Annotated in this window: 19 protein-coding genes and 1 pseudogene; 15 read left to right on the forward strand and 5 right to left on the reverse strand. The window is 55.3% G+C overall.

The features are described 5' to 3' along the window. From mnmG to IPM59_03005, 7 genes are all read left to right on the forward strand, one after another. Nucleotides 1–1,884 (forward strand): tRNA uridine-5-carboxymethylaminomethyl(34) synthesis enzyme MnmG, encoded by a 1,884-nt coding sequence (gene mnmG, locus IPM59_02975; protein ID MBK9214550.1) that lies wholly within the window; start codon nucleotides 1–3, stop codon nucleotides 1,882–1,884. Between the two features lie 131 nt (nucleotides 1,885–2,015). Further along, nucleotides 2,016–2,777 (forward strand): ParA family protein, encoded by a 762-nt coding sequence (locus tag IPM59_02980; GenBank protein MBK9214551.1) that lies wholly within the window; start codon nucleotides 2,016–2,018, stop codon nucleotides 2,775–2,777. Next, on the forward strand, nucleotides 2,770–3,642 hold the full coding sequence (locus IPM59_02985; GenBank protein MBK9214552.1) for a ParB/RepB/Spo0J family partition protein: 873 nt from the start codon (nucleotides 2,770–2,772) through the stop codon (nucleotides 3,640–3,642). The genes IPM59_02980 and IPM59_02985 overlap by 8 nt, the downstream gene beginning before the upstream one ends. A 13-nt stretch (nucleotides 3,643–3,655) precedes the next feature. Continuing rightward, nucleotides 3,656–4,675, forward strand: a complete 1,020-nt coding sequence (gene selD, locus IPM59_02990) for a selenide, water dikinase SelD (protein ID MBK9214553.1) — start codon at nucleotides 3,656–3,658, stop codon at nucleotides 4,673–4,675. After that, nucleotides 4,675–5,076, forward strand: a complete 402-nt coding sequence (tatB, locus tag IPM59_02995; protein ID MBK9214554.1) for a twin-arginine translocase subunit TatB — start codon at nucleotides 4,675–4,677, stop codon at nucleotides 5,074–5,076. Before selD ends, tatB begins: the two co-directional genes overlap by 1 nt. A gap of 3 nt (nucleotides 5,077–5,079) precedes the next feature. After that, nucleotides 5,080–6,135: a twin-arginine translocase subunit TatC gene (gene tatC / locus IPM59_03000; protein ID MBK9214555.1), complete on the forward strand. Its 1,056-nt coding sequence runs from the start codon at nucleotides 5,080–5,082 to the stop codon at nucleotides 6,133–6,135. Nucleotides 6,136–6,308: 173 nt separating this feature from the next. After that, complete coding sequence (locus IPM59_03005; protein ID MBK9214556.1) at nucleotides 6,309–7,898, forward strand: GWxTD domain-containing protein; 1,590 nt, start codon at nucleotides 6,309–6,311, stop codon at nucleotides 7,896–7,898. A 53-nt stretch (nucleotides 7,899–7,951) separates the two neighbouring features. Here IPM59_03005 and IPM59_03010 read toward each other — a convergent pair whose 3' ends face one another. Further along, nucleotides 7,952–8,893, reverse strand: a complete 942-nt coding sequence (locus tag IPM59_03010) for a hypothetical protein (protein ID MBK9214557.1) — start codon at nucleotides 8,891–8,893, stop codon at nucleotides 7,952–7,954. A 95-nt stretch (nucleotides 8,894–8,988) separates the two neighbouring features. On the opposite strand from IPM59_03010, the gene speD reads away from it, so the two are divergent. From speD to IPM59_03045, 7 genes are all read left to right on the forward strand, one after another. After that, nucleotides 8,989–9,375, forward strand: coding sequence for an adenosylmethionine decarboxylase (gene speD, locus IPM59_03015; protein ID MBK9214558.1), 387 nt, complete (start codon nucleotides 8,989–8,991; stop codon nucleotides 9,373–9,375). After that, nucleotides 9,372–11,312, forward strand: coding sequence for a DUF4178 domain-containing protein (locus IPM59_03020; protein ID MBK9214559.1), 1,941 nt, complete (start codon nucleotides 9,372–9,374; stop codon nucleotides 11,310–11,312). The genes speD and IPM59_03020 overlap by 4 nt, the downstream gene beginning before the upstream one ends. A gap of 6 nt (nucleotides 11,313–11,318) precedes the next feature. After that, complete coding sequence (locus tag IPM59_03025) at nucleotides 11,319–11,468, forward strand: hypothetical protein (GenBank protein MBK9214560.1); 150 nt, start codon at nucleotides 11,319–11,321, stop codon at nucleotides 11,466–11,468. 47 nt (nucleotides 11,469–11,515) lie between these two features. After that, a complete protein-coding gene (locus IPM59_03030) occupies nucleotides 11,516–11,731 on the forward strand; it encodes a DUF350 domain-containing protein (protein ID MBK9214561.1) in 216 nt (71 codons plus the stop codon). Nucleotides 11,732–11,810: 79 nt separating this feature from the next. Continuing rightward, nucleotides 11,811–13,337: a polyamine aminopropyltransferase gene (locus IPM59_03035; GenBank protein MBK9214562.1), complete on the forward strand. Its 1,527-nt coding sequence runs from the start codon at nucleotides 11,811–11,813 to the stop codon at nucleotides 13,335–13,337. Then, the gene (locus IPM59_03040) at nucleotides 13,334–14,932 is read left to right on the forward strand and encodes an FAD-dependent oxidoreductase (protein MBK9214563.1); all 1,599 of its coding nucleotides are present in this window, start codon (nucleotides 13,334–13,336) and stop codon (nucleotides 14,930–14,932) included. Before IPM59_03035 ends, IPM59_03040 begins: the two co-directional genes overlap by 4 nt. Nucleotides 14,933–14,990: 58 nt before the next feature. Then, a complete protein-coding gene (locus IPM59_03045; GenBank protein MBK9214564.1) occupies nucleotides 14,991–16,061 on the forward strand; it encodes a hypothetical protein in 1,071 nt (356 codons plus the stop codon). Nucleotides 16,062–16,146: 85 nt separating this feature from the next. Here IPM59_03045 and IPM59_03050 read toward each other — a convergent pair whose 3' ends face one another. Beyond that, nucleotides 16,147–17,157, reverse strand: a complete 1,011-nt coding sequence (locus tag IPM59_03050; protein MBK9214565.1) for a PDZ domain-containing protein — start codon at nucleotides 17,155–17,157, stop codon at nucleotides 16,147–16,149. A gap of 121 nt (nucleotides 17,158–17,278) precedes the next feature. Further along, nucleotides 17,279–18,480, reverse strand: a pseudogene (locus tag IPM59_03055) (aminotransferase class I/II-fold pyridoxal phosphate-dependent enzyme). A gap of 162 nt (nucleotides 18,481–18,642) precedes the next feature. Here IPM59_03055 and IPM59_03060 point away from each other — a divergent pair. Further along, nucleotides 18,643–19,638, forward strand: a complete 996-nt coding sequence (locus IPM59_03060) for an SLBB domain-containing protein (GenBank protein ID MBK9214566.1) — start codon at nucleotides 18,643–18,645, stop codon at nucleotides 19,636–19,638. A gap of 6 nt (nucleotides 19,639–19,644) precedes the next feature. Here the strand turns inward: IPM59_03060 and IPM59_03065 are convergent, their stop codons facing one another. Continuing rightward, entirely contained in the window at nucleotides 19,645–21,492 is a 1,848-nt protein-coding gene (locus IPM59_03065; protein MBK9214567.1) for a long-chain fatty acid--CoA ligase, read from the reverse strand. Next, nucleotides 21,489–22,109 carry a TetR/AcrR family transcriptional regulator gene (locus tag IPM59_03070; GenBank protein MBK9214568.1) on the reverse strand — a complete coding sequence of 207 codons (621 nt, stop codon included), beginning with the start codon at nucleotides 22,107–22,109 and terminating at the stop codon, nucleotides 21,489–21,491. The genes IPM59_03065 and IPM59_03070 overlap by 4 nt, the downstream gene beginning before the upstream one ends. Nucleotides 22,110–22,163: the final 54 nt, after the last annotated feature.

Here is a 22,163-nt window from a genome sequence, read left to right on the forward strand (position 1 = left end):
ATGTTCGACGAAAGCTTTGATGTAATAGTGATCGGTGCGGGCCACGCTGGGTGCGAGGCGGCCTCGGCGTCTGCGCGTCTCGGGGCTGAGACCGCGCTTGTCACTATCAATCTGGACCTTATCGGGCAGATGTCGTGCAATCCTGCGGTCGGCGGTATCGCAAAAGGCCACGTCGTTCGAGAGATCGACGCGCTCGGCGGTATCATGGGCCGCGTGATCGATCGGACGGGGATCCAGTTTCGACTCCTTAATCGCTCCCGCGGCCCGGCCGTCCAATCACCGCGTGCCCAAGCGGACCGCAGCCTGTATCGAACAGAGATGCGGCGTGTCCTTGAAGCGACGCCGAACCTGCACCTTCGCCAAGGCACTGTCACTGACCTAAGTGTTGTAAACAATAGGGTTATAGGTGTGGAAATGCAGGATTCACGTCGTTTGGGTGCAAAGGCCGTCGTCGTTGCGACGGGCACTTTCCTCAATGGCACCATCCATACAGGGCGAAGGACATATTCGGCAGGCCGTGCCGGTGAACCGGCATCGATCGAGCTTGCAGAGGGCCTCAAGCGGCTCGGATTCCCAGTTGGCCGCCTGAAAACGGGCACGCCGCCCCGACTCGACGGCCGAACGATCGATTGGGACGCGTTCGAACCTCAGGCACCCGACGAAAAGCCCGTTACTTTCTCATTTGCGACCGAGCATGTCGAACAGCCGCAACTCAATTGCTTTATAGGCTATACGCACGATCGGCTCCATCGATCGATCAGGGACAATCTACACCAGTCGCCCTTGTACTCCGGCCAGATCAAGGGAATCGGGCCGCGGTATTGCCCGTCGATCGAAGACAAGGTCGTTAAGTTTGCCGAGAAGGACCGTCATCAACTGTTCCTGGAGCCAGAGGGCCACAATACAGATGAGGTGTATCTTAACGGATTTTCGACCTCGCTTCCCGCCGATCTTCAGGTTGAACTTCTGCATATGATCGACGGTTTTGAGGCCGTAAAGGTGATCCGCCCCGGCTATGCGATCGAGTACGACTTTGTGGATCCACGAGAACTCAGTCCGACGATGGCTTCGACACGAATGGACGGCCTCTTTCTCGCGGGTCAGATCAATGGGACCACGGGATATGAAGAAGCGGCCTGCCAGGGGCTACTCGCCGGAATTAACGCCGCGATGTCGGTTTCGGGCCGCGAACCGGTTACCATGCGACGCGATGAAGCCTATATCGGTGTGCTGGCCGATGACCTGATCCGACACGGCGTAGATGAACCATATCGCCTGTTCACCTCACGGGCCGAAGCTCGCCTAACGCTGCGGCACGATAACGCGGACCAGCGCCTTTCACCCAAGGGTCGTGAGATCGGGCTTGTCGATAATGACGATTGGGAACGCTTTAACCAAAAGCGCGATCGTATCGCTCGCCTTCGAAACACGCTTGACAACACGCGATTCAAGCGATCATCACCGCAGTATCAGGCGATATCTGAGGCACTTGGAACCGATCTCGGAGATTCGATAACCTTGTCTCAACTCGCGATGCGACAAGGCTCAACAGCGGGCCTCGTCCATCGGATGCTTCCGGATGAGATACGCGATGAGGTTCGTTCGAGCGATTTGGAAACAGCCCTGGCCGACTCGCTCTACAGTGGCTATATCGAGAAGCAGCGCCAGGCGACCGAACGCGTGAATCATCACGACGCCCTGCGCGTGCCTGAAAACTTCGAGTTCCAGACCATAAATGGCCTCTCGAATGAAATGATCGAGCGGCTGGAACGCGCCAGGCCTCAGAACTTTGCCCAAGTCCGCAATATTAATGGGCTGACTCCAGCCGCGCTGTCTACCGTTCTTGTTCACCTGACCGCCCGATCCACCACGGTCGCAAACTGAAACGAAGCTATATCAAAATTGTGGCACGTGCCACAATTTTCAATAAGTGGGGCCGAAATTGTGGCACGTGCCACAATTCTCGATTGGCGCGATCCTGTTTTGCTATGGTAACTTAGGTAAACGCTACCTAAATGGCAAAAGTAATTGCGATCGCGAACCAGAAAGGAGGTGTCGGGAAAACTACGACGGCAGTAAATCTGGCGGCAGCACTCGCGTCGTCTGGTAAGAAGGTCCTGTTGGTCGACGCTGATCCGCAGTCGAACGCGACATCGGGTGCGGGTATTGAGAAAAGTTCGAGCCGTAAGAGCCTCTACGATTCTCTAATTCTTGGCGAGAACGTCCGCGACATCGTTATCCCGACCGGATTTGCGACGCTGTGGGTGTTGCCATCCGACAAGAATCTTGCCGGCGCCGAAGTCGAACTGGTCGGGATCGAAGGCCGGAATCACGTCCTCAAGAAACTGATCGATGATGTTCGCGACTATTTTCACTATGTGATAATCGACTGCCCGCCGTCACTCGGGCTGCTGACGATCAACGGACTGACGGCGGCAGATTCACTCTTAGTTCCGATACAATGCGAATACTATGCGCTGGAGGGAGTTACCGAGCTTTTTGACACGCTTGCGCGGTTGCGTCGAGAACTGAATCCGGAGTTGACGATCGAGGGACTCCTTCTGACGATGTATGACGACAGGACAAACCTGTCGGCAGCGGTTGCAAAGGATCTGCGGGATTTTTATGGGTCGCAGGTACTCAAGACTGTGATACCGCGAAATGTTCGCCTAGCCGAGGCCCCTAGCTTTGGCCAGCCTATCCTCCAGTACGATCCTCGGTCGCGCGGCGCCGAGAGCTATATGCAGCTTGCAAAGGAGATATTGAATAATGGCTAGACAAGCTTTAGGGCGCGGCCTGAGCGCTTTGATCAGTGAGGACCAACCTCAAACTGCTGTCGATCCTCCAAGAGGCTCTTCTGAGATCGACATCGACCTGATCGAACCAAATCCGCAGCAACCCAGAAAACGATTCAGCGAAGAGGAACTCGAAGGGCTCCAACAATCGATCATTGCGAACGGTATCATTCAACCGATTGTCGTTCGTCGGTTCGGAGGGCGTTATCAGATCGTGGCGGGCGAACGTCGATGGCGGGCCTCTCAGCGTGCCGGTTTACGGCGAATACCGGCAACGGTGAAAGAGATTTCTGATGAAAAGCTGCTTGAAATGGCCCTCGTCGAGAACATCCAGCGCCAAGAGTTGAATCCGATCGAAGAAGCCAATGCCTACCGCCAACTACTTGATAACATTGGGCTTACGCAGGAGCTCCTTGCCGAACGGGTAGGCAAGCCACGTTCTGTCATTGCAACCTTTGTGCGATTACTGAGACTGCCCGGCGAGGTACAGGCGGCGATTGCCGAAGGTGGTCTGTCGGCGGGGCATGGGAGGGCCCTGCTCCTGCTGGATGACGAGGTCATGCAGCGAGATATCGCTAAGGTTGCTATCGAGCTCGGGCTCACGGTGCGTGAGATCGAAAAAGCCGTAAAGAGAGCTCGTTCGGGGAAACAACAGGCCGTGGCGGCTGCCTCAGCGGGCGCCGACACGGACGCAAACGTTAAGGCCGCCGAGACAAAGCTGATGCGAGCCCTAAATACCGGTGTGAAGATCCGTCCGGGAAAGAAGGGCCTTGGCGGGAAGATCGAGATAGAATACTACAGCACCGATGACCTGGATCGAATATATCAGGTAATTATAAGTAAATAAAGGAGATAGCGGGATGCAGAAGCGCCTGACGGAAATGGTCAGCTGTGCGGGTTGAGTGGCGAAACTCGCACCGAGCGACCTTGCTCAAGTTTTGAGCAAGCTTCCGACACAATCCAGCAAGAACGTGATCGTTGGCTTTGATACGTCTGACGATGCAGGTGTTTTTCGCCTTTCGGACGACACGGCACTGGTCCAGACCGTAGATTTTTTTACACCTGTTGCCGACGATCCGTATATTTACGGACAGGTTGCTGCGGTCAATTCGCTGAATGATGTTTACGCCATGGGCGGCAGGCCGCTTTCGGCGCTGTCGATCGTCTGCTATCCGCAGAGAGGTGATTGGGACGTGCTTGGTGATATCTTGCGGGGTGGACAGGAAGCAATGAATGCCGAAGGAGTAGTTGTGATCGGCGGGCATTCAGTAGACGATCAGGAGATGAAATTCGGTTATGCAGTTACCGGCGTAGTGCATCCTGACCGCGTCATCTCGAACGCAGGATCCCAGTCGGGTGATATCCTTGTTCTGACCAAGCCCATTGGCACTGGTGCGATCAATACTGCGATCAAGCACGGTAAGGCAAGCCGCGATACGGAGGCTGCAGCCCTCAGGGCGATGACGACGTCGGCTGCGTCAGCTTCGCTCTCAATGCAGGAACACGGTGCCAATGCGTGTACTGACGTGACGGGCTTTGGGTTGCTGGGCCATGCATTCGAAATGGCAAAGGCCAGCGACATGACCCTGATAATTGACTCCCAGGCGGTCCCATTGCTGCCGGACGTACTTGAGCTAATTGCGGAAGGCATGCTGACGCGAGGTGACAAGAACAATCGGGCCTATGTGGGCTCGGCGGTTGACATCGACGCGAAGGTATCGTCGGTTCTCCAAAGCGCTCTCTTCGATCCTCAGACGGCAGGTGGACTGCTTATCAGCATGCCGGAGAAAGGAGTTCCCGGCCTGATCGGGGATGTTGAGGGAGCCGTGGTTATAGGTCGGGTTGAAAGCAAAGGTGCTCACCTGATAAAGGTCGAATAGTGCTTCTTTTTATCTTCGAATCGATAGGGACCTCTGAGCTGATACTTGTCGGCGTGATCGCGCTGATCTTCCTGGGCCCTCGCCGATTACCGGATATCGCGCGAAAGATAGGTAAGATCACGGCTGAGTTTCGCGGGACGGCGAACGAGTTCAAAGAGACCTGGCAGCGTGAGGTGGATTTTGAAGAAGAGGCGAAAGCATTTGATGTCGATGCTATAGAGACAGAGACCGTCGCTCGCGACGACCTGAAGAAGCTGAGGCTCGTCAAGAGTTCCGACGATGCTCCGGAGGTCAGAGAGGTCGATCCGACCGAATTTGAACATTTGCGCTCTGCGACGGACGCAGGAGCCGTGAACGAGCCGGTTAAGAGCGATGAGAACGACAAGGAAAACTGGCTGTAGGCGATGACGGAAGAACTTACAGAGCAAGGGCCGACCGGTCAGATGTCGTTTCTCGATCATCTCGACGAGTTACGACGACGGCTCGTAAACTCTGTAATCATTATAGTTATCGCATTCGCGGTGTGTTGGTTCCTGTCGGATCGCATATACAATTTCCTTAGCATACCGATCCGGAAAGCCCTCTCTGAGGCCGCAAGACGCGAACTTCCGGTCGAGGGCAAAACCGGTGGTGAAAGAATACTGGCGCTCGATGAACTTCGCGAAGGCGAGAGCGGTAGGTATGTTTTTGACTCTGCAACGAAGCTCGGTAGCGCGGTTATTTCGCCGGGGACATCGGTCCTTGCCGAGGTCGGTCGTGACGCCTCAGGCCGGTTGGGGCTGTTTACGTCGGAGGCATTGATAACGAATAGCGCCGTGGTCCCTAAGGGCGTGCGGCTCCCCGTACCGTTTGACGGCGTAGCCTTAAGTCAACCCAGCGCGGACGAGCGGATGATCGTTACGACCGCACAGGAACAGTTCACCATGTACGTCACGGTTTCGCTCTATTCGGGCATCGCCCTAGCCATTCCATTGCTGCTGTGGCAGATCTGGATGTTCATATCGCCAGCTCTCTACAAGCATGAAAGGGCGTATGTGACGCCGTTCATCGGCCTTTCGAGCATTTCGTTCGTTCTGGGAGCGGCCTTTGCGTATTACATACTATTTCCTCCTGCGGCCCGCTATTTGCTGAACCTCGGAGGCGGCGAATTCCAACTGCTACTCCGGGCCAGCGATTACCTCGATCTCATAACCGTCATCATGTTGGCGATGGGGCTCATCTTTCAGATGCCGGCGATCACGTATGTCCTGGCGCGAATCGGGATCATCTCTGCCGGAATGCTTGTTCGGAGCTGGAAGCTATCGCTTGTCATCATTCTGATAGTTGCCGCCGTCGTTTCTCCGACCGGTGACATTCCCAATATGCTTCTCTTTGCCACACCTATGATGGCGCTCTACATCGTCTCGATATTCATCGCATGGCTCTTCGGCAAGAAGCGCCAAATTGAGGCAGACGCATGACGAATGCAACCTCCCAACCTCATTCGCGCATCTTGAAAAGGTGCAGATAACTGTTTAGAATCCTTAGGTTACGGCGCTATGGCACATCGCATCTCGTGCGTACTATGTCGTTACTGGAGTTGAGACCAATGTTGGGAATTCGATCAGCAAGAATTATTTTTTTTTCATTCACTTTGTTTGTACTAGGCGCGCTCTGCTCGTTTGCCCAAAAGCCCGAAAGAACGCCCCCTGCCCAGGACCCGACCGACAAGCCCCGGACAGTCAGGCCCGAGTTGAAGGAAGCATATAAGAAATGGATCAGTAATGACGTTCTCTACATCATTACTGATGATGAGAAGAAAGCCTTTAAGGCTCTTGCGACCGATGAGGAGCGAGAGAACTTTATCGAACAGTTCTGGCGCCGACGCGATCCCAATCCTGATACCGAAGAGAATGAATACCGTGAACAGTACTACGAGCGAATTGCTTATGCCAATGAGCATTTCGCCTCGGGCATTCCCGGCTGGCGAACCGATCGCGGGCGTATATATATCGCATGGGGAAAACCGGATTCTGTGGAATCACATCCCTCGGGTGGCAGTTATGACCGGCCGTCCTATGAGGGTGGCGGGTCGACGACCACGTATCCGTTCGAGATCTGGTACTACCGCCATCTCGAGGGCATCGGGACGGGTCTCGAGATAGAGTTCGTTGATCCGACCGGAACGGGTGAATATCGGCTTGCCCGCAACGCCGATGAGAAGGATGCCTTGAGAATGGTTCCGGGTGCGGGGCTTACTACTCTCGAACAGTTAGGACTGGCCGATCAGGACGAACGCGCGACAGGTTTACGTCAAGGATCTACTTATCGACGGGAGCAGGACTCGCCTTTTCGCCGTCTGGAGATTCTCGTTGGGCTGCAGCGGCCCCCGGCAGTAAAGTTCAGCGATCTGCAGGGAATCGCTGGGGGCGACTCAGGCGTGCTTGATTCGAATCCGCTCAACTTTGATGTGCGTGTTGACTTTTTTCGCCAATCTGATGATCGCGTGATCACGACGTTTACTGTTCAGACAAATAACAAGGACCTCCAATTTCAACCTGTTGGAGGGCTCGAGCAGGCGACGATGAACATCTTTGGGCGAATAACTGCTGTCTCGGGCAAGCGCTCGGGTGTATTCGAAGACTCGGTATCCACCACAGCGACTACCGCAGAACTTGCCGAGGCGCGTGACCGCAAATCGATCTATCAGAAGGCGATCGCTCTGACGCCGGGGACGTACAAGGTTGATGTCGTGGTTCGCGACGTCGGCACGGGCAACAAGGGCCTAAAGAATCTCGGTTTTGTTGTTCCAAGATACGATGACAAGAAGCTATCGACTTCTTCGCTCGTGCTTGCGGCAAAGCTGCGCACTACAACCGAACGCGACATCGGACAGCAATTTGTCATCGGCAATTCGAAGGTCATTCCGAACTTGTCCGGCATCTTTCTGCAGAGCCAGGAGGTCGGCATTTACATGCAGGTCTATAATGCCGGCATCGACCAGACCACGCTCCGTCCGGCAGTAGATGTTGAATATATCCTGATACGAGATGGAAAAGAGGTCTACCGGCAGCCCGAAGACTGGTCGGGGCTGAGCGATTCCGGACAGCGGCTGACGCTGGCCAGGCTGTTGCCGACGACCGTGTTGCCGACCGGCGATTACGAGGTCAAGGTGCTGGTCAAGGACCGTGTCGGGGGCCAGGTGATCGAGAACAAAGGCAAGTTTTCCGTCGTGCCTCAGTAAATGAGATAAGCACGAAAATCTGTACTATGGGCGGCGTTTCCAGACGCCGCTTTCTATTTTAGCTTCTTGACCTCGATGATCGGAGAATTCTTGCTTTCGCTCGTCGCATACAGGGCCGTGCCGTCAACGCCGTAACAGATCGCTTCGCCGGCTTCTCGCCGGCCAAGTTCGATCGGCTCAGGGGCCATTTTCCATATCTCATCGAATGAAGCGGAATTTGTGTCGAGCGTTAGTTCGTATGCCTGTCGATAATCGCATACGACGACGTGGTGGCCGTCCGGGGACATATCGCCACCTGTCAGGAAGCCGTTAGGGATCGACGGCACGCTAAGTTCCCCAATGAGTGCAGCTTTCTGAACCTCGCTTTCCGAGAATTCCGGCCTCAGCTTATAGACACCGGCCGGACCGCTCACCCGCTTTGTGACCACATAAACCTCGCCCGTCCTAGGTTGTACCATCAGGGTCTCGGCATCCTGATCGAAGTCGGGATAGACGAACCTGATCGTCTCCGTTCCGTTCGCGGTGATGGCGGTTCGCTTGGTCGGGCCAGGGCCCGCACGAGCCACTATCGGTTCCGGCAGCCGGTAAACAGCGTGTTCGCGGCGGCGAAGCTTATTGTCGCCAATCTCGCCGATATAGAGCCAGCATTTGCCCGCCTTGTCTTTGAAGGCTGCGATATCTTCCCAATCGATATTCCGCGCCTCCGCGACGCGCCACGTTCCAAGCAAGTTGCCCTTGGTGCTGACAGCGAATACGAAGGCGTCGTCGCCTGAATCATTATGTGTCCAAAGGACGTCGCTTTGACATCGAGACGCGGCTATTCCGCTGCTCTCCGTAATGTCGGACGATTTGATCGTCCCAATGACCTTCGGGGCGCCATATTTTTCACTCGGCCGACCATTCCCTGTTTCGGGGCCGAACGAAGCGCAGGCGTCCGACAGCACAGCCAATGAAGCGATGAAAATGACAAACACGAGGATTTTAGTTATAGTCATTTTCGACACTGAATTCTCACTGCATTATATCGCAGCCGATTCGCCGGTGAGGCCGAACCATAAAGGGCAGCTTATCGTAGTATCTTTGTTTCGCGATGATCGTAGGAACCGAATGGCTTATTGAGGCAACGGGCTGTGATGCCGGCCTATTGCGCGATGAGGCGGCGTTGCGGCGGATCATGGATCGCATCATTACCGAGCTTGGCCTTAGATCTATCGGTTCTGTTTGGCACAAGTTTGGCGGCCATGGCGGCGTTACAGGCCTTATCGCTCTGACGGAATCTCACCTGGCGTGTCACACATATCCTGAACACGGAACGGCAACGTTCAACTTGTACTGCTGCCGTACGCGACCCGAGTGGGATTGGCGGCAACACTTGGTGAAGGAGCTCTCGGCCACTAATGTCTCGATCACCAAGATCGAGCGAGGCGGATCGCAAGTTTCTAAACCTAGACATGAAACTGCCGGAGGCCGCGGATGAGCATTCTTCAGGCAAATTGCCCGACGTGCGCTGCTCCTATCGAGTTCAAGGCTGGCTCGACCATTGTTCTCGTCTGCCCTTACTGCCGTTCTGCTGTCGCCCGAACCGATCGAGGACTCGAAGACATAGGCAAGGTCGCCGAAATTGTCGATTCCGAATCACCTCTGAAGGTCGGCCTGAAAGGTGAATACAAAGGAACAAGATTTGAGTTGACCGGCAGAGCACAACTCAAGCATGAGTTGGGCGGCGTCTGGGACGAATGGTACGCGACATTCTCCAACGGCTGGGTCGGCTGGCTGGCTGAGGCACAAGGACGTTTCTATATGACGTTCTACCAGCCTTTGCCGGATGAAGCGTCATTGCCAACGTTTGCCGGCCTGCAGCTCGGCCAAACTGTTCCCGAGATACCGAATCCGACACCGCTGATGGTGCAGGAGAAGGGGCGCGCGACAACCGCTGCGGCAGACGGTGAGATACCCTACAAACTAACGCCGGGCGAACAGTTCGAATACGCCGATCTTGCCGGCAAGGACAATGCATTCGCGACAATTGATTACAGCATGTCGCCGCCGTGGGTGTTCGTCGGTGAGTTGGTAACGCTCGAGCAGATCGGCCTTGGAGATGCAAGGTCGGCAAAACGCGAACCAAAACGTGTGTCTGCGGCCGGCATGGGCTGTCCAAATTGCGGTGGCCCGCTCGAACTGATCGCTCCGGACAAGTCGGAACGCGTAACGTGTCCGAACTGCAGCTCGCTGCTCGACGTTAATCAGGGTAATCTCACATATCTTCACGCTCTCAATCCTCCGCCGAACGCCCCTGATTTTGTCGCGCCGATCGGAGCCGAAGGGACATTCCCCGGCGACGTGAAGTTCAAGATCATCGGAGCCGTGGTCCGCAGCGTGACGCTCGACGGCGTTCAGTATTTCTGGCACGAATACTTGCTGTATAACCCGATGATCGGCTTCCGCTGGCTCGTGCATTCAGACAACCATTGGAACTTTGTCGAGACCGTCAACGCCGCCGAGGTCACGCCGCCGGCGTCAGGCATAGGCAAAGGTGCGGTCGCGAATTACAACGGCCGAACGTTCAAGATCTTTCAGGATGCCACGGCAGTCGTTGAATACGTCAAGGGCGAGTTTTACTGGCGTGTCGAACAGGGAGAGACCGTCCGCGCCGTCGATTATATCGCTGCTCCACTCATGCTCTCACAGGAGATGTCGCAGAACGAGATCAATTGGTCTGTAGGGACCTACATGACCAATGACGAGATCGAAAAGGCATTTGGCATCTTGGGGTTACCAAAACCATGGAGCGTGGGGCCAAACCAGCCCTTCACGGGACGGTTCTACTATACGTGGGGAGCTCTGCCGCTGCTCCTGCTATTTGTCGTCGCTATCTTTATGATCCCGCTGACGGGCATATCGGCTACTATCCTCACTCAGGAGGTCGTGTTGCCGCCGATGGTCAATGCGACGACCGCGCAGGCACAGTTTAGCCAGCCGTTCGATCTTAAAGGTGGCCGCAACGTGAAGATAACGGCCTCGGCTCAGGTAGATAATTCCTGGGCTGATATCGACATCGACCTCGTCAACGACCAGAGTCAGGAGGTCGAGTCGGTAAATGTCCCAGTCGAATACTACAGCGGCACAGACAGCGACGGCTCTTGGACAGAAGGATCGAGATCGACCGATGCGACCATTTCGTCGCTGCCCGGTGGCAAGTATACGCTTCGTGTCGAGGGCACCTGGCAAAACTGGCAGGCCCAGATGCCCGTCAATGTCAAGGTCGAGCAGGGCGTCAACCGCGGCGTCAATTTTTGCTGCGCATTGTTCGTATTGGCGATCGTTCCGATCTTTGGGCTTATACGTAAGATATCGTTCGAGTCCGGACGTTGGAAGGACAGCATGTTCGGTTCGTCGGGCTCGGACAGCGAGTAGGAAGCTATGCTCAAGAAATTATATTTGGTATTCGGCGGCGGCGTTTTGCTCTTGTATGCGTCGGCCGCGTGGTTCGGGTGGGAGCTTGCAAATTCAGGCAGTAAATCGCGGCTCGGCACGCCATTCTTTTATTCTGGATTTCGTGGAGGAAAATGATGTTCAATCTTGCAGCCTTTGTCTCGTTCCTCGGCCTCATTGTTAAAATGGAGGAACTCTGGCCCGTTCTTGCGACGACGATCATCTTTGTCGCTATCGGCCTGATCGTTTTTGCGGTCGCGTTCTTTATTGTCGTGATCGTTGCCCCTTTCTCGGTCAAGAAAGAGATCGAAGAGGACCAGAACTCGGCGCTTGCGATCATTATCGGCGCACTGATCATCGGTATCGCTATGATCGTCTCAGCCGCCATCCAGGGTAACTAGGATTCAGGCAGGATGGGCAGGATAAGCAGGATAATTGCTTTTTCATCCTGTCCACCCTGTGCCTCCTGTTTGAATCCAGATGAAACGGACTCCGCTACTCTTTCTCAACGTCATAATCATCGCCACCTGTGGCCTGATATATGAGTTGCTGGCCGCTACTGTTTCGTCCTACGTACTAGGCGATTCTGTAACACAATTCTCACTTATCATCGGCGTTTATCTATTTGCGATGGGCGTCGGATCGTATCTGTCGCGCTTCATCGACAGGAACGTGGCTGAGAAGTTTGTTGATATCGAGCTTGCCGTTGCTATTGTGGGCGGCGCATCGGCACCGCTGCTATTCCTAACCTTTGCCTACGTGACCTATTTCGGGATCATCCTTTACACGATGGTCTTCATCATCGGCGTGCTCGTTGGTTTGGAGATACCGCTGCTGATGCGGCTACTTAAGGACCAACTGGACTTTAAGGAACTTGTATCGCGGGTTCTCGCCCTGGATTATGTCGGCGCGCTGGTCGCGTCGCTGCTGTTCCCGATCTTCCTTGTCCCTCGGCTGGGTTTAAACCGGACGTCTCTCTTCTTTGGCATGCTCAATGCCGGCGTCGGCCTGTGGGCGACGTGGCTGCTCGAACCGCTGATCGCACATCGAAAATTGACCATCCTCCGTGTCAAGGGCTTTGTGGTCATCGTCGTTCTGGCTATCGGCCTGATCAAAGCTGACCGGCTGACGAGCCTCGCCGAGGACGGCCTGTTCGTTGACAACATCGTTTACGCCAAGAGCTCACCATACCAGCGCATCGTTGTTACGCGGGGAAAGACAGGCTATTCGCTATTTCTCAACGGCAATCTGCAGTTCAACTCATTCGATGAATATCGTTATCACGAAGCTCTCGTCCATCCGGCTTTCGCGGCTTTCAAGGGCGATGCCCGGCGGATCCTCGTTCTGGGCGGCGGCGACGGCCTCGCCGTCCGAGAAATTTTGAAATACCGCTCGGTCGAGTTTGTTCAACTCGTCGATCTCGATCCCGAGATGACCCGCGTCGCTGACTCGGTCGCGGCACTCGGCGAACTGAACAAAAACTCGCTCCACGATCCACGCGTTAACGTTACAAATGCCGATGCATTCGTATGGCTCGACGGCGTGCCAACCGACCCATTTGATATTGTCATCATCGACTTTCCCGATCCAAACAACTTTGCCCTCGGCAAGCTATACACAACGCGCTTTTACAAAATGCTAAAGGCCAAGGTCCGGCCTGATTCGGCCGTCGTAGTTCAAACGACGTCACCGTTGATTGCTCGCAACTCGTTCTGGTGCGTGATGAAGACGCTCGAGGCCGCCGGATATGCAGTCAAACCATATCAGACGACCGTGCCGAGCTTCGGCATCTGGGGCTTTGCATTGGCGAAGCTGCAGCCCTTCGATCGACCTCAAATCCCGCGAACCGATGTCGAATTGCGTTTCCTCAACGCCGAGACTTTCGCATCGCTTTTCGAGTTTCCAGCCGATACATCCAAACCTGCAGACGAGATCGAGATCAACCGTCTGGATAATCAGGCGTTAGTCCGTTACTACGAGACCGAATGGCGGCGGTTCGAGCAATGAACCTGTCGCGAAGAGAACTTCTGACCACATTCCTCGGCGCACCGTTTGCTTTTGCGGCGTGCGGGACACCGCAGCGCACGTTCCCTGACGGCGAGATAGTCGGGCAGTCGGCAGATCTTGGCCATATCTTGAGAAACTCAACAAATTACGAGGTTCCGTCCGACAACTGGGAAACAAGAAAGGTCGTTATCGTTGGCGGCGGCATTGCGGGGCTGTCGGCTGCCTGGAGGTTGAAGCAGGAGAACCTGCACGACTTTGTTCTGCTCGAGCTCGAGAAAGAGGCCGGCGGCACGTCGTCGAGCGGTAAAGGAGAACCGGTCGGTTATCCGTGGGCGGCGCACTATCTGCCGGTCCCGTTTGAGGAGAATACCGAGTTGATATCGCTGCTCGATGAGATGTCGCTGGTCGAGGGGCGAGCTGACGACGGCCGCGTGGTCGTAAAGGAACAATACCTCTGCCGCGAGCCTGAGGAGCGTATCTTCTACAAAGGTCGATGGTACGACGGGCTGTATCTGCACGTTGGTGAGAACGGCGAAGATAAGCGGCAGTTCGCAGAGTTTCAACGGCAAATCGATCATTGGGTTAACTGGCGCGATGGAAAGGGCCGCCGGGCGTTTGTGGTGCCGTCGGCGAGATGTTCTAACGATGCCGAGGTAACGGCGCTTGATAAGATCTCATTCGCGGACTGGTTGCGGCAGCATGGGCTGAATTCGGAGCGGTTGTTGTGGTATTGCGATTACGCTTGCCGCGACGATTACGGATTGAAGCCGGAGCAGACATCGGCGTGGGCCGGCTTGTTCTACTTCTGTTCACGTGTCAGAAAAGGCGGTGACGAATCGCAGCCGTTCATCACTTTTCCCGAGGGCAACGGGCGTTTTGTGGCGCATTTTGTCGATAAGGCCAGCGAACACATTCGCCGCTCGATGATGGCGGTGTCGATCGTGCAGACGGACAAAGGTGTCGATGTCATTTGCCTGAATGACGGATCGTTGCGGGGCATTCATTGTGAAAAGGCCATCTTTGCATCGCCGGTCTTTACTGCACCGTATTTGATCCGCGGCTTTCGTGACGGTCCGCCGTTCGCCGCCGAAGAGTTCCAGCACAACGCATGGTTTGTCGCGAATCTCTTTCTAAAGGACAGGCCCAAACAGCGGTTTGCAAAGGATTTTCCGCTCGCATGGGACAACGTCATTTACGAGAGCCCGTCTCTCGGCTACGTCAACGCGACACATCAAAAGGGCATAGACTACGGCCCGACGGTGCTCACCTATTACTATCCGCTGTGCCACGAACCGAATGGCCGCACGACGCTTTTCAATTACGACTGGCGGCAGCTTGCAGATGTTTGCCTCACCGACCTCGCCCGTGCGCATCCCGATATTTACGACCTGACGACCCGCATTGACATAATGCGCTGGGGCCACGCGATGGTCTCGCCCCGGCCAAACTTCATCTGGAGCGGCATCCGCGAACGTGCCGTCAAACCATTCCGCAACATCCACTTCGCCCACACCGACCTCAGCGGCATCGCATTGTTCGAGGAGGCGTTCTATCATGGATTACGTGCGGCTGATGAGGTGCTGACAAAGATCTGAACAGGATAGACAGGATGAACAAGATAAGAGAGAATCCCGTTTGTCCTGTGCATCCTATTTGAACAACCGCGGAGTGGACGCCTCACTTTCAAAACCAAACTACTGGCTGTTCTCGCAACGGATCGATCTCACGGTCTTTCTCGGCAGTGCCGTCGTGTCTCTGGTGCTGCTCGCGATCGGCGCGCAGGCGGGGCTGCTCGTTGGGGATGCGCCTGAGTGGACTTGGGTGACGGCGGTTTTGATGATCGACGTCGCACACGTTTGGTCAACGAGCTTTCGGGTGTATTTTGATACGGATGAATTCAAACGCAGGTTTTGGTTGTATGTGCTGGTGCCGCTCGCGGGTTATGCGGTCGGCGTGGCGTTATTCAGCGAGGGCGACCTCGTTTTCTGGCGGGCGTTGGCGATCCTCGCCGTATTTCACTTCGTTCGGCAGCAATATGGCTGGGTAAATCTTTATCGCCGGCGGCTCGGCGAAACGTCGCTGCTGACTTGGTGGATCGATGCGACGACGGTGTATCTGGCGAGCGTTTATCCGCTGGCGTTCTGGATGACGAGCGTGCCGAGGAATTTTGAATGGTTCGTGCAGAATGATTTCGTCCTGCTGCCTTCGATCGTCGAGACTATTCTGTTCCCGATCTACGTCGCGGCCCTCGCGGCGTATGCGATCAAATCCGTGTATCTCTACTTTGCCGTGGGCTTCCTCAACATCGGCAAGGACATCGTCGTCGCGACGACCGCCGTGTGCTGGTACGTCGGCATCGTGGCGTTCAACTCGGACTACGCATTCACCGTCACGAACGTCATCATCCACGGCGTGCCGTATTTTGCATTGATCTATATGTACGCCAAATTCCGCCGCGAGACGTCGGGCGGTGTGTATCGTGCGTTCTCGTCAAACTGGATCGTCTTTCTCGCCAGCCTGTGGGCGTTGGCCTATGTCGAAGAACTCTTCTGGCACCGGGGTGTCTGGCACGAGCGGCAGTGGCTGTTTGGCGGCGACTGGGAATGGACGCGGACCGTAAAGATGTTCGTCGTCCCGCTGCTCGCCGTCCCGCAGCTAACGCATTACGTCCTCGACGGCTTTATCTGGCGACGCGGGAGTCATCCTGAGTTTCGGTTGTTCTAGAAAGAACTAACCACCGATGGACACAGATAAACACAGATAAAGGTCACCCCCTATCCGTGTCCATCTGTATATATCTGTGGTCAATTCAAATCACCCGGCCAAAGCCAAGAAGTGATATCGGTGCTGTCGGAGCACGCGGAGCGGCCATTGGGATCGACGGCAGGGCCGGCATCATACCGTTCTCTTCATCATTGCGGAAAAAGAATCCGGCGTCTTTTGACTTCTCAGGAGTAACACTGATCGTCTGTCGGCGGCCGTCCCGAACAACCGTTACCTGAACGTCGCCGTCCTTTTTCTCGTTGATGCCGCGGATCAGATCAAGTTCACTCTTGACGGCATTGCCGTCCAAATCGACGATGATGTCGCCCGCCTTGAGCCCCGCCTTTGCTGCCGGCGAACCATCTCGCACACTGTTGATCATGACGCCATCATCTACCTTGAAGTGCTCGGCAAGCTGTTTGGTCAATGGCGTGATGCCGATGCCGATCATGCGTCCTTCACCTGCCCGCCACACATAGGCTTTGCCTTCGCCGCCCGGCACGCCGAAAACCTGCGGCCCGTCCTTTGGCAGGTTCTTGAGCTTTTCCTCGAGGCCTTTCAACTCAGGCATCTCGATCTTTCCTTTCCATTCAGGTATTGAAAAGGAGAAATTGCCGTCACCAAACTTTGGTGTCGGCCGTTTGCCGATCGTCGCGGTTATCTGCTGTTCACGTCCACCGCGAAGCACCGTGATGGCCGCTTGATGGTCAGGAGCGATCTCTGAAACGAGCCGGGTCAGCTTGCGTGTGCTAGTCACCTCGTCGCCGTTAACGCTAACGATCACATCATTAGCAAGAATGCCGGCCGCGGCGGCAGGCGAGCCTTCCATCACCTTTTCGACGCCGACACCGCGGACGGCGGAGAGGCCGAATTTAGTGAAATTGTCCTTGTTTACTTCCTCGGTCTGGACGCCGAGATAGCCGCCGTTGCCGTCAAGTGTGAATGCGAATGTTCGCTCGATCCGCTCAGCATCCTTCTTTTTCTCAGGAGTCTGCCCTATTGCGAGAATGAACGACGACATGACGATCACGCCGAAAGCAAGTATCTGTTTAAACATAAAACCTCCGTAGCTAAAAGATATTTGTTGCACTTGCGAGCCGCCGGGTTTCCCGTTGCCGCGCATTTGACCATGCCATAAAGACACCGCCGATGGCCCGAATATGACAAAGATACGTCGTTTAGAGATGAGAGAGTTTCTGCAGCCGCTCGGCTACGGCCTCGAGCGTTTCGTCCTTCTTGCAGAAACAGAACCTGACCTGCTTTGCGAACCCATTTTCGGATCATGGTAGAACGAAGAGCCCGGCACTACGGCCACGCCGATCTCGCGGATGAGGTGCTTTGTGAATTCAACATCGTCTGCGAAACCAAACGCCGAGATGTCGGCCATCACATAGTAAGCTCCGTCGGGATAATCACATTTAAAGCCGGCTTTTTGCAGTTCGGGCACAATAAAATCGCGTTTTCGCTGATACTCCGTCTGCAACTCGCAGTAATAGCTCGTCGGAAGGCCGAGGGCGTACGCACCTGCGTGCTGTAGGCAGTTTGCCGCACCGACGGTGAGAAAATCGTGAACTTTGCGTATTGCGCCGGTAATATCGGGCGGCGCGATGCAGTATCCGACACGCCAGCCGGTTACGGAGTAGGTCTTGGACATCGAATTGACGATCACAGTCCGCTCGCGCATCCCGTCAATATTGGCCATCGTGATGTGCCGGATATCAGCCCCTTCGCGGGGGTAAAGAATGTGCTCGTAGATCTCGTCCGTGAAGCAGATAGCGTCGAATTCCTTGCAAAGCTCGGCGATAAACTCCAATTCATCCTGCGAAAGAACTTTTCCGGTCGGATTGTTCGGATTGCAGATGATAATCGCCTTGGTTCGTTCGTTAAACGCCTCTCGGAGTTCCCCGCGATCAAACTGCCAGTCGCCGTTCGCGAACCTCAAGGGCACATGCCGTGGTCTTGCGTCGGACAGTATTGCATCGGGGGCGTAGTTTTCGTAGAAAGGCTCAAATACCACCACCTCTTCGCCCGGATCGACCGTCGCCATCATGCCGGCGATCATTCCCTCGGTCGAGCCGCAGGTGACCGTGATCTCGGCCTCGGGATCGATATCGAGGCCGAGAAACCATTTAGTCTTGGCCGCGACCGCATCGCGAAACTCTTTGACGCCCCACGTGATGGCGTATTGATTATGGTCATTCGCAATGGCCTCCATCGCCTTGCGTTTTATGTCTTCGGGCGCGGCAAAATCCGGAAAGCCCTGGCCCAGATTGACGGCGCCGTATCTAACAGCCTCGCGGGTCATCTCGCGGATGACCGACTCGGTAAAGCTGGCGGCCTTGCGTGATATACGATTTCTGGCAATTCTCTGTCCGTTCATAAATTCTCTGAATCATCGATGTTATCACGCGTGGCGTGAATGTTGCCGGAAAACGGAAGGTTACAACGCTGCATCAAAGCCGCGTGGTTCTGAAAACTGCTTGTAGCGCCGCATAGTGGTGCGATAAACTGCTACGTTACGGCTTAGGCAGAGAGGTTTTTGATGAAGGCTCGTATTTTTCTTGTTGGTTTTCTAACGGCTGCGCTGTGCGCGATCTCATTTGGGCAGGACCTCCCGCTGAACGGAACGACGCCAAAGGGTTACCTGATCGGGCCCGGCGATGAAGTGACGGGCAAGGTGCTCGGTGAGAAGGATTTTGATTTCGTCGCGACTGTCGATGAGGACGGCCGTATCGAGGTGCCGTTCTTTGACAAGCCGGTGGTTGCGAAATGCCGCACCGAACGCGAACTTCGCGTTGAGGTCGAAGAGCTGTTATCGAAGTACTTGCGCAGCCCGCAATTGAGCTTTCGTGTCACACAGCGGAAAAGCCGTCCGCCGGCAGTGGTCTATGGCGAGGTCAATGTCCCCGGCCAGGTCGAGATGATGCGGCGGGCTCGCCTCGTCGAACTGCTTGCCTTCTCAGGCGGCCTAAAGGAAGAGGCCGGCGGCGTGGTCCAGGTCTTCAGGACGCAGCCTCCCCTTTGCTCCGATGCAGATGATCCAAGTAACTGGAGAACCGAGGGCACGGAACAGACGGATGTTCCATCAAAGATGTTCAATCTGGCAAGCGTTAAGGCCGGAAAGGATGAGGCAAATCCGATAATCTATCCCGGCGACGTGATCTACGTCCACAAGGCCCCGCCGGTCTATATTACGGGCGAGGTAATGGCTCCGCAGGGTATCTACCTGAAGGACACCGGCCTTACGCTGACCGAGGCCATCGCGAAAGTGAGCGGCGTTCGCCGTGAAGCTAAGACCAAGGACATCAAGATCTACCGACTCAAGGCAGGTTCGACCGAGCGAGATCTGATCACGGCGAACTATGACCTGATAAAAAAGGGCGAGCAAAAGGACATACCTCTCCAGCCCTACGATATCGTCGAGGTCGATCGCGCTCGCGACAGCATCGCGATGTCGATATTGAAGATCGCAATTGGAGCCGGACGTGCAGGAGTAAATGCGGTCGCAACCGGCAGCGGTTACAGGGTGCTCTATTAAGGCCTGTCAATCAATGTAGAGGCGATCGATCACATCGGCGTATCGCTCGTCCACTACGCGGCGTTTGATCTTGAGCGTCGGAGTCAATTCTCCACCTTCGACTGTCAACTCACTCTCAAGCAGGGCGAAGCGCTTTACCTTCTCAAACTGTCCGAGGTTCGGGGTCATCGCATCGATCTGGCGGCTGAATAGGTCAAGTATTCTCGGATTGCTGCACATCTCGGCGTGCGACATTTCGCCAAGTTCCTTGTGCCGGATGTAGGAGTCGAGCATCTCAAAATTCGGCACTATCAATGCCGCCGGGAATTTCCGTTCATTTCCGACCAACACGGCCTGACTAACGAACCGGGACGCGCGGAGCATCTGTTCGATATGGGCGGGAGCAATGTATTTGCCGCCCGAGGTCTTGAATAGTTCCTTTTTGCGATCCGTGATAATCAGAAAGCCGTCCTCGTCGATACGGCCGATATCGCCGGTTCGAAACCAGCCATCTTCCGTAAACGCCTCTCGCGTTGCCGTGTCCTTCTTGTAATAGCCCAGCATAACACCCGGCCCCTTGACCTCGATCTCACCATCTGCAGCAATGCGGACCTCGACGTTGCGTATGGGCCGCCCTACCGTGCCGACACGTATCGCCGATGGATTGTTCGACGAGATAACGGGCGATGTCTCGGTCAGGCCATACCCCTGCATTATCTGGATCCCGGCACCCGTAAAAATGAGAAATATCTCATCCGACAAGGCTGCCCCGCCGGTAATGCAAAATCGCAGGCGTCCACCAAAAAAATCGCGCAGCTTCGAATAGACCAGCTTGTCCGCAACGCCGTGCTTGGCGGCCAGCGCGATCGGGATCGCCTGTCCCGCGTTCTCGAGCGCTGCGTACTCCTTGGCGATAGCGATGGCCCAGTCAAAGATCATCTCATTGACACGTCCTGCCTGCAGGGCTTTGAGACGGGCCCGTTCAAAGACCTTCTCAAAGATGCGAGGCACACCGATAAAGATCGTCGGTCTGATCTCCTTCAGGTTGTCGGGCACTTTGTCGATCGATTCGGCAAAGTACACGCTCATGCCGTAACGGATATAGACATACATTCCCGTCCGCTCAAAGACATGCGATAGCGGCAGCACCGACAGCGAGATGTCGTGACCCGAGAATGAGTATTTCTCGCTTGCGTCGATAGCGTTCGAGATCAGGTTGGCGTGCGTCAGCATAACGCCTTTTGGCTCGCCTGTGGTTCCACTGGTATAGATGAGCGTTGCTATATCGTCTGGTTCGACCGCAGCGCGGAGTTCCTCGGCAAGCTCGGTCTGCTCGGTCCCGAGCCGGTCACCCATCCGTTCGAGATTGTCGAGGGAGAGAAACCTCTTGTCGTCCGGAACCGGGCCGCGGAAGATAACAAAGCGATCGATCGATGAACATGAGCCTACCGCGACGCGGACACGTTCATACATCTCAGTGTCTTCGAGAAATAAGACCTTTGCTTCCGAATCATCGATGATGTATCGGATGGAGTCGGGCGACAGCGTTGTGTATATCGGGACATCGACGATACCTGCGAACTGGCAGCCGGCATCTGTCAGGGTCCACTCAGGGCAGTTCGCTGCGAGTATTGCGGCTCGGTCACCCCTTCGCAGGCCCAGCTCATACAAGCCGAGGCCGATATTCGTCGATCGGCGAACGATATCGCGCGATGAGATCGGTCGCCACTCGCCATCACACTTTGAATTCAGAGCGTCTGCGAGGTCAAATTCTGCCGCAGCACGGATGAACAACTCAGGCAGCGTCCTCACTTCGGCAGAAAGATCGGCTGCGCGACGAAGGGCAGCGGTTTCCATTGTCTCTGCCTCTGTCATTTCGTCCGCATTCCTTCGAACAGTACCTTGATGACCTCACCCGCCATCGGCATGAGTGGATAGTGTTTCTCTGACAACACCCAATTGGTCACCATTTCGTCGATCGCACCGTAAAAGATCTTGGCCGCTACGATCGGCTTGACATCCGACCGAAACATACCCTTTTTCTGCCCATCAGCGATCGTGCTGCGGATGATATCGAGATATTCACGAAAGCCGGCCGCTGAGAATTCCTGCATGAATTTGGTCGAGCCGCGCAGCTCGACCTGAAATACGACCGCCAGATCGCGGTCGGCACCGAGGCGTTCGAGGTGTAACTTGGCTATCCTCGCGAGCTTTTCTTCCGCTCCGGCCAGCCCGTCTATCTCGGCCCTGCCTTCGGTGATAAACTCGGCCATCGCACGGTCAAAGATCGAATGCAGGATATCGTCCTTGCCCTTGAAATAGAGATAGACAGTGCCGTCTGCGACGCCTGCCTCCCTTGCGATGTCCGAGACCTTTGAATTGAAATAGCCCTTTCGGGCAAAGACGTGGATCGCTGCGCGTAGGATCGCCTCGCGCTTATCACTCACGACCTGCCGTCCGGCGACACCGTGTTTTGGGGCAGTTTTCTGCATATGAATGAATGCTCATTCATTATGACACTGCACTGCAAGAGAATCAATTTGTGT

The organism is Chloracidobacterium sp., assembly GCA_016715795.1.
Lineage (GTDB): Bacteria > Acidobacteriota > Blastocatellia > Pyrinomonadales > Pyrinomonadaceae > OLB17.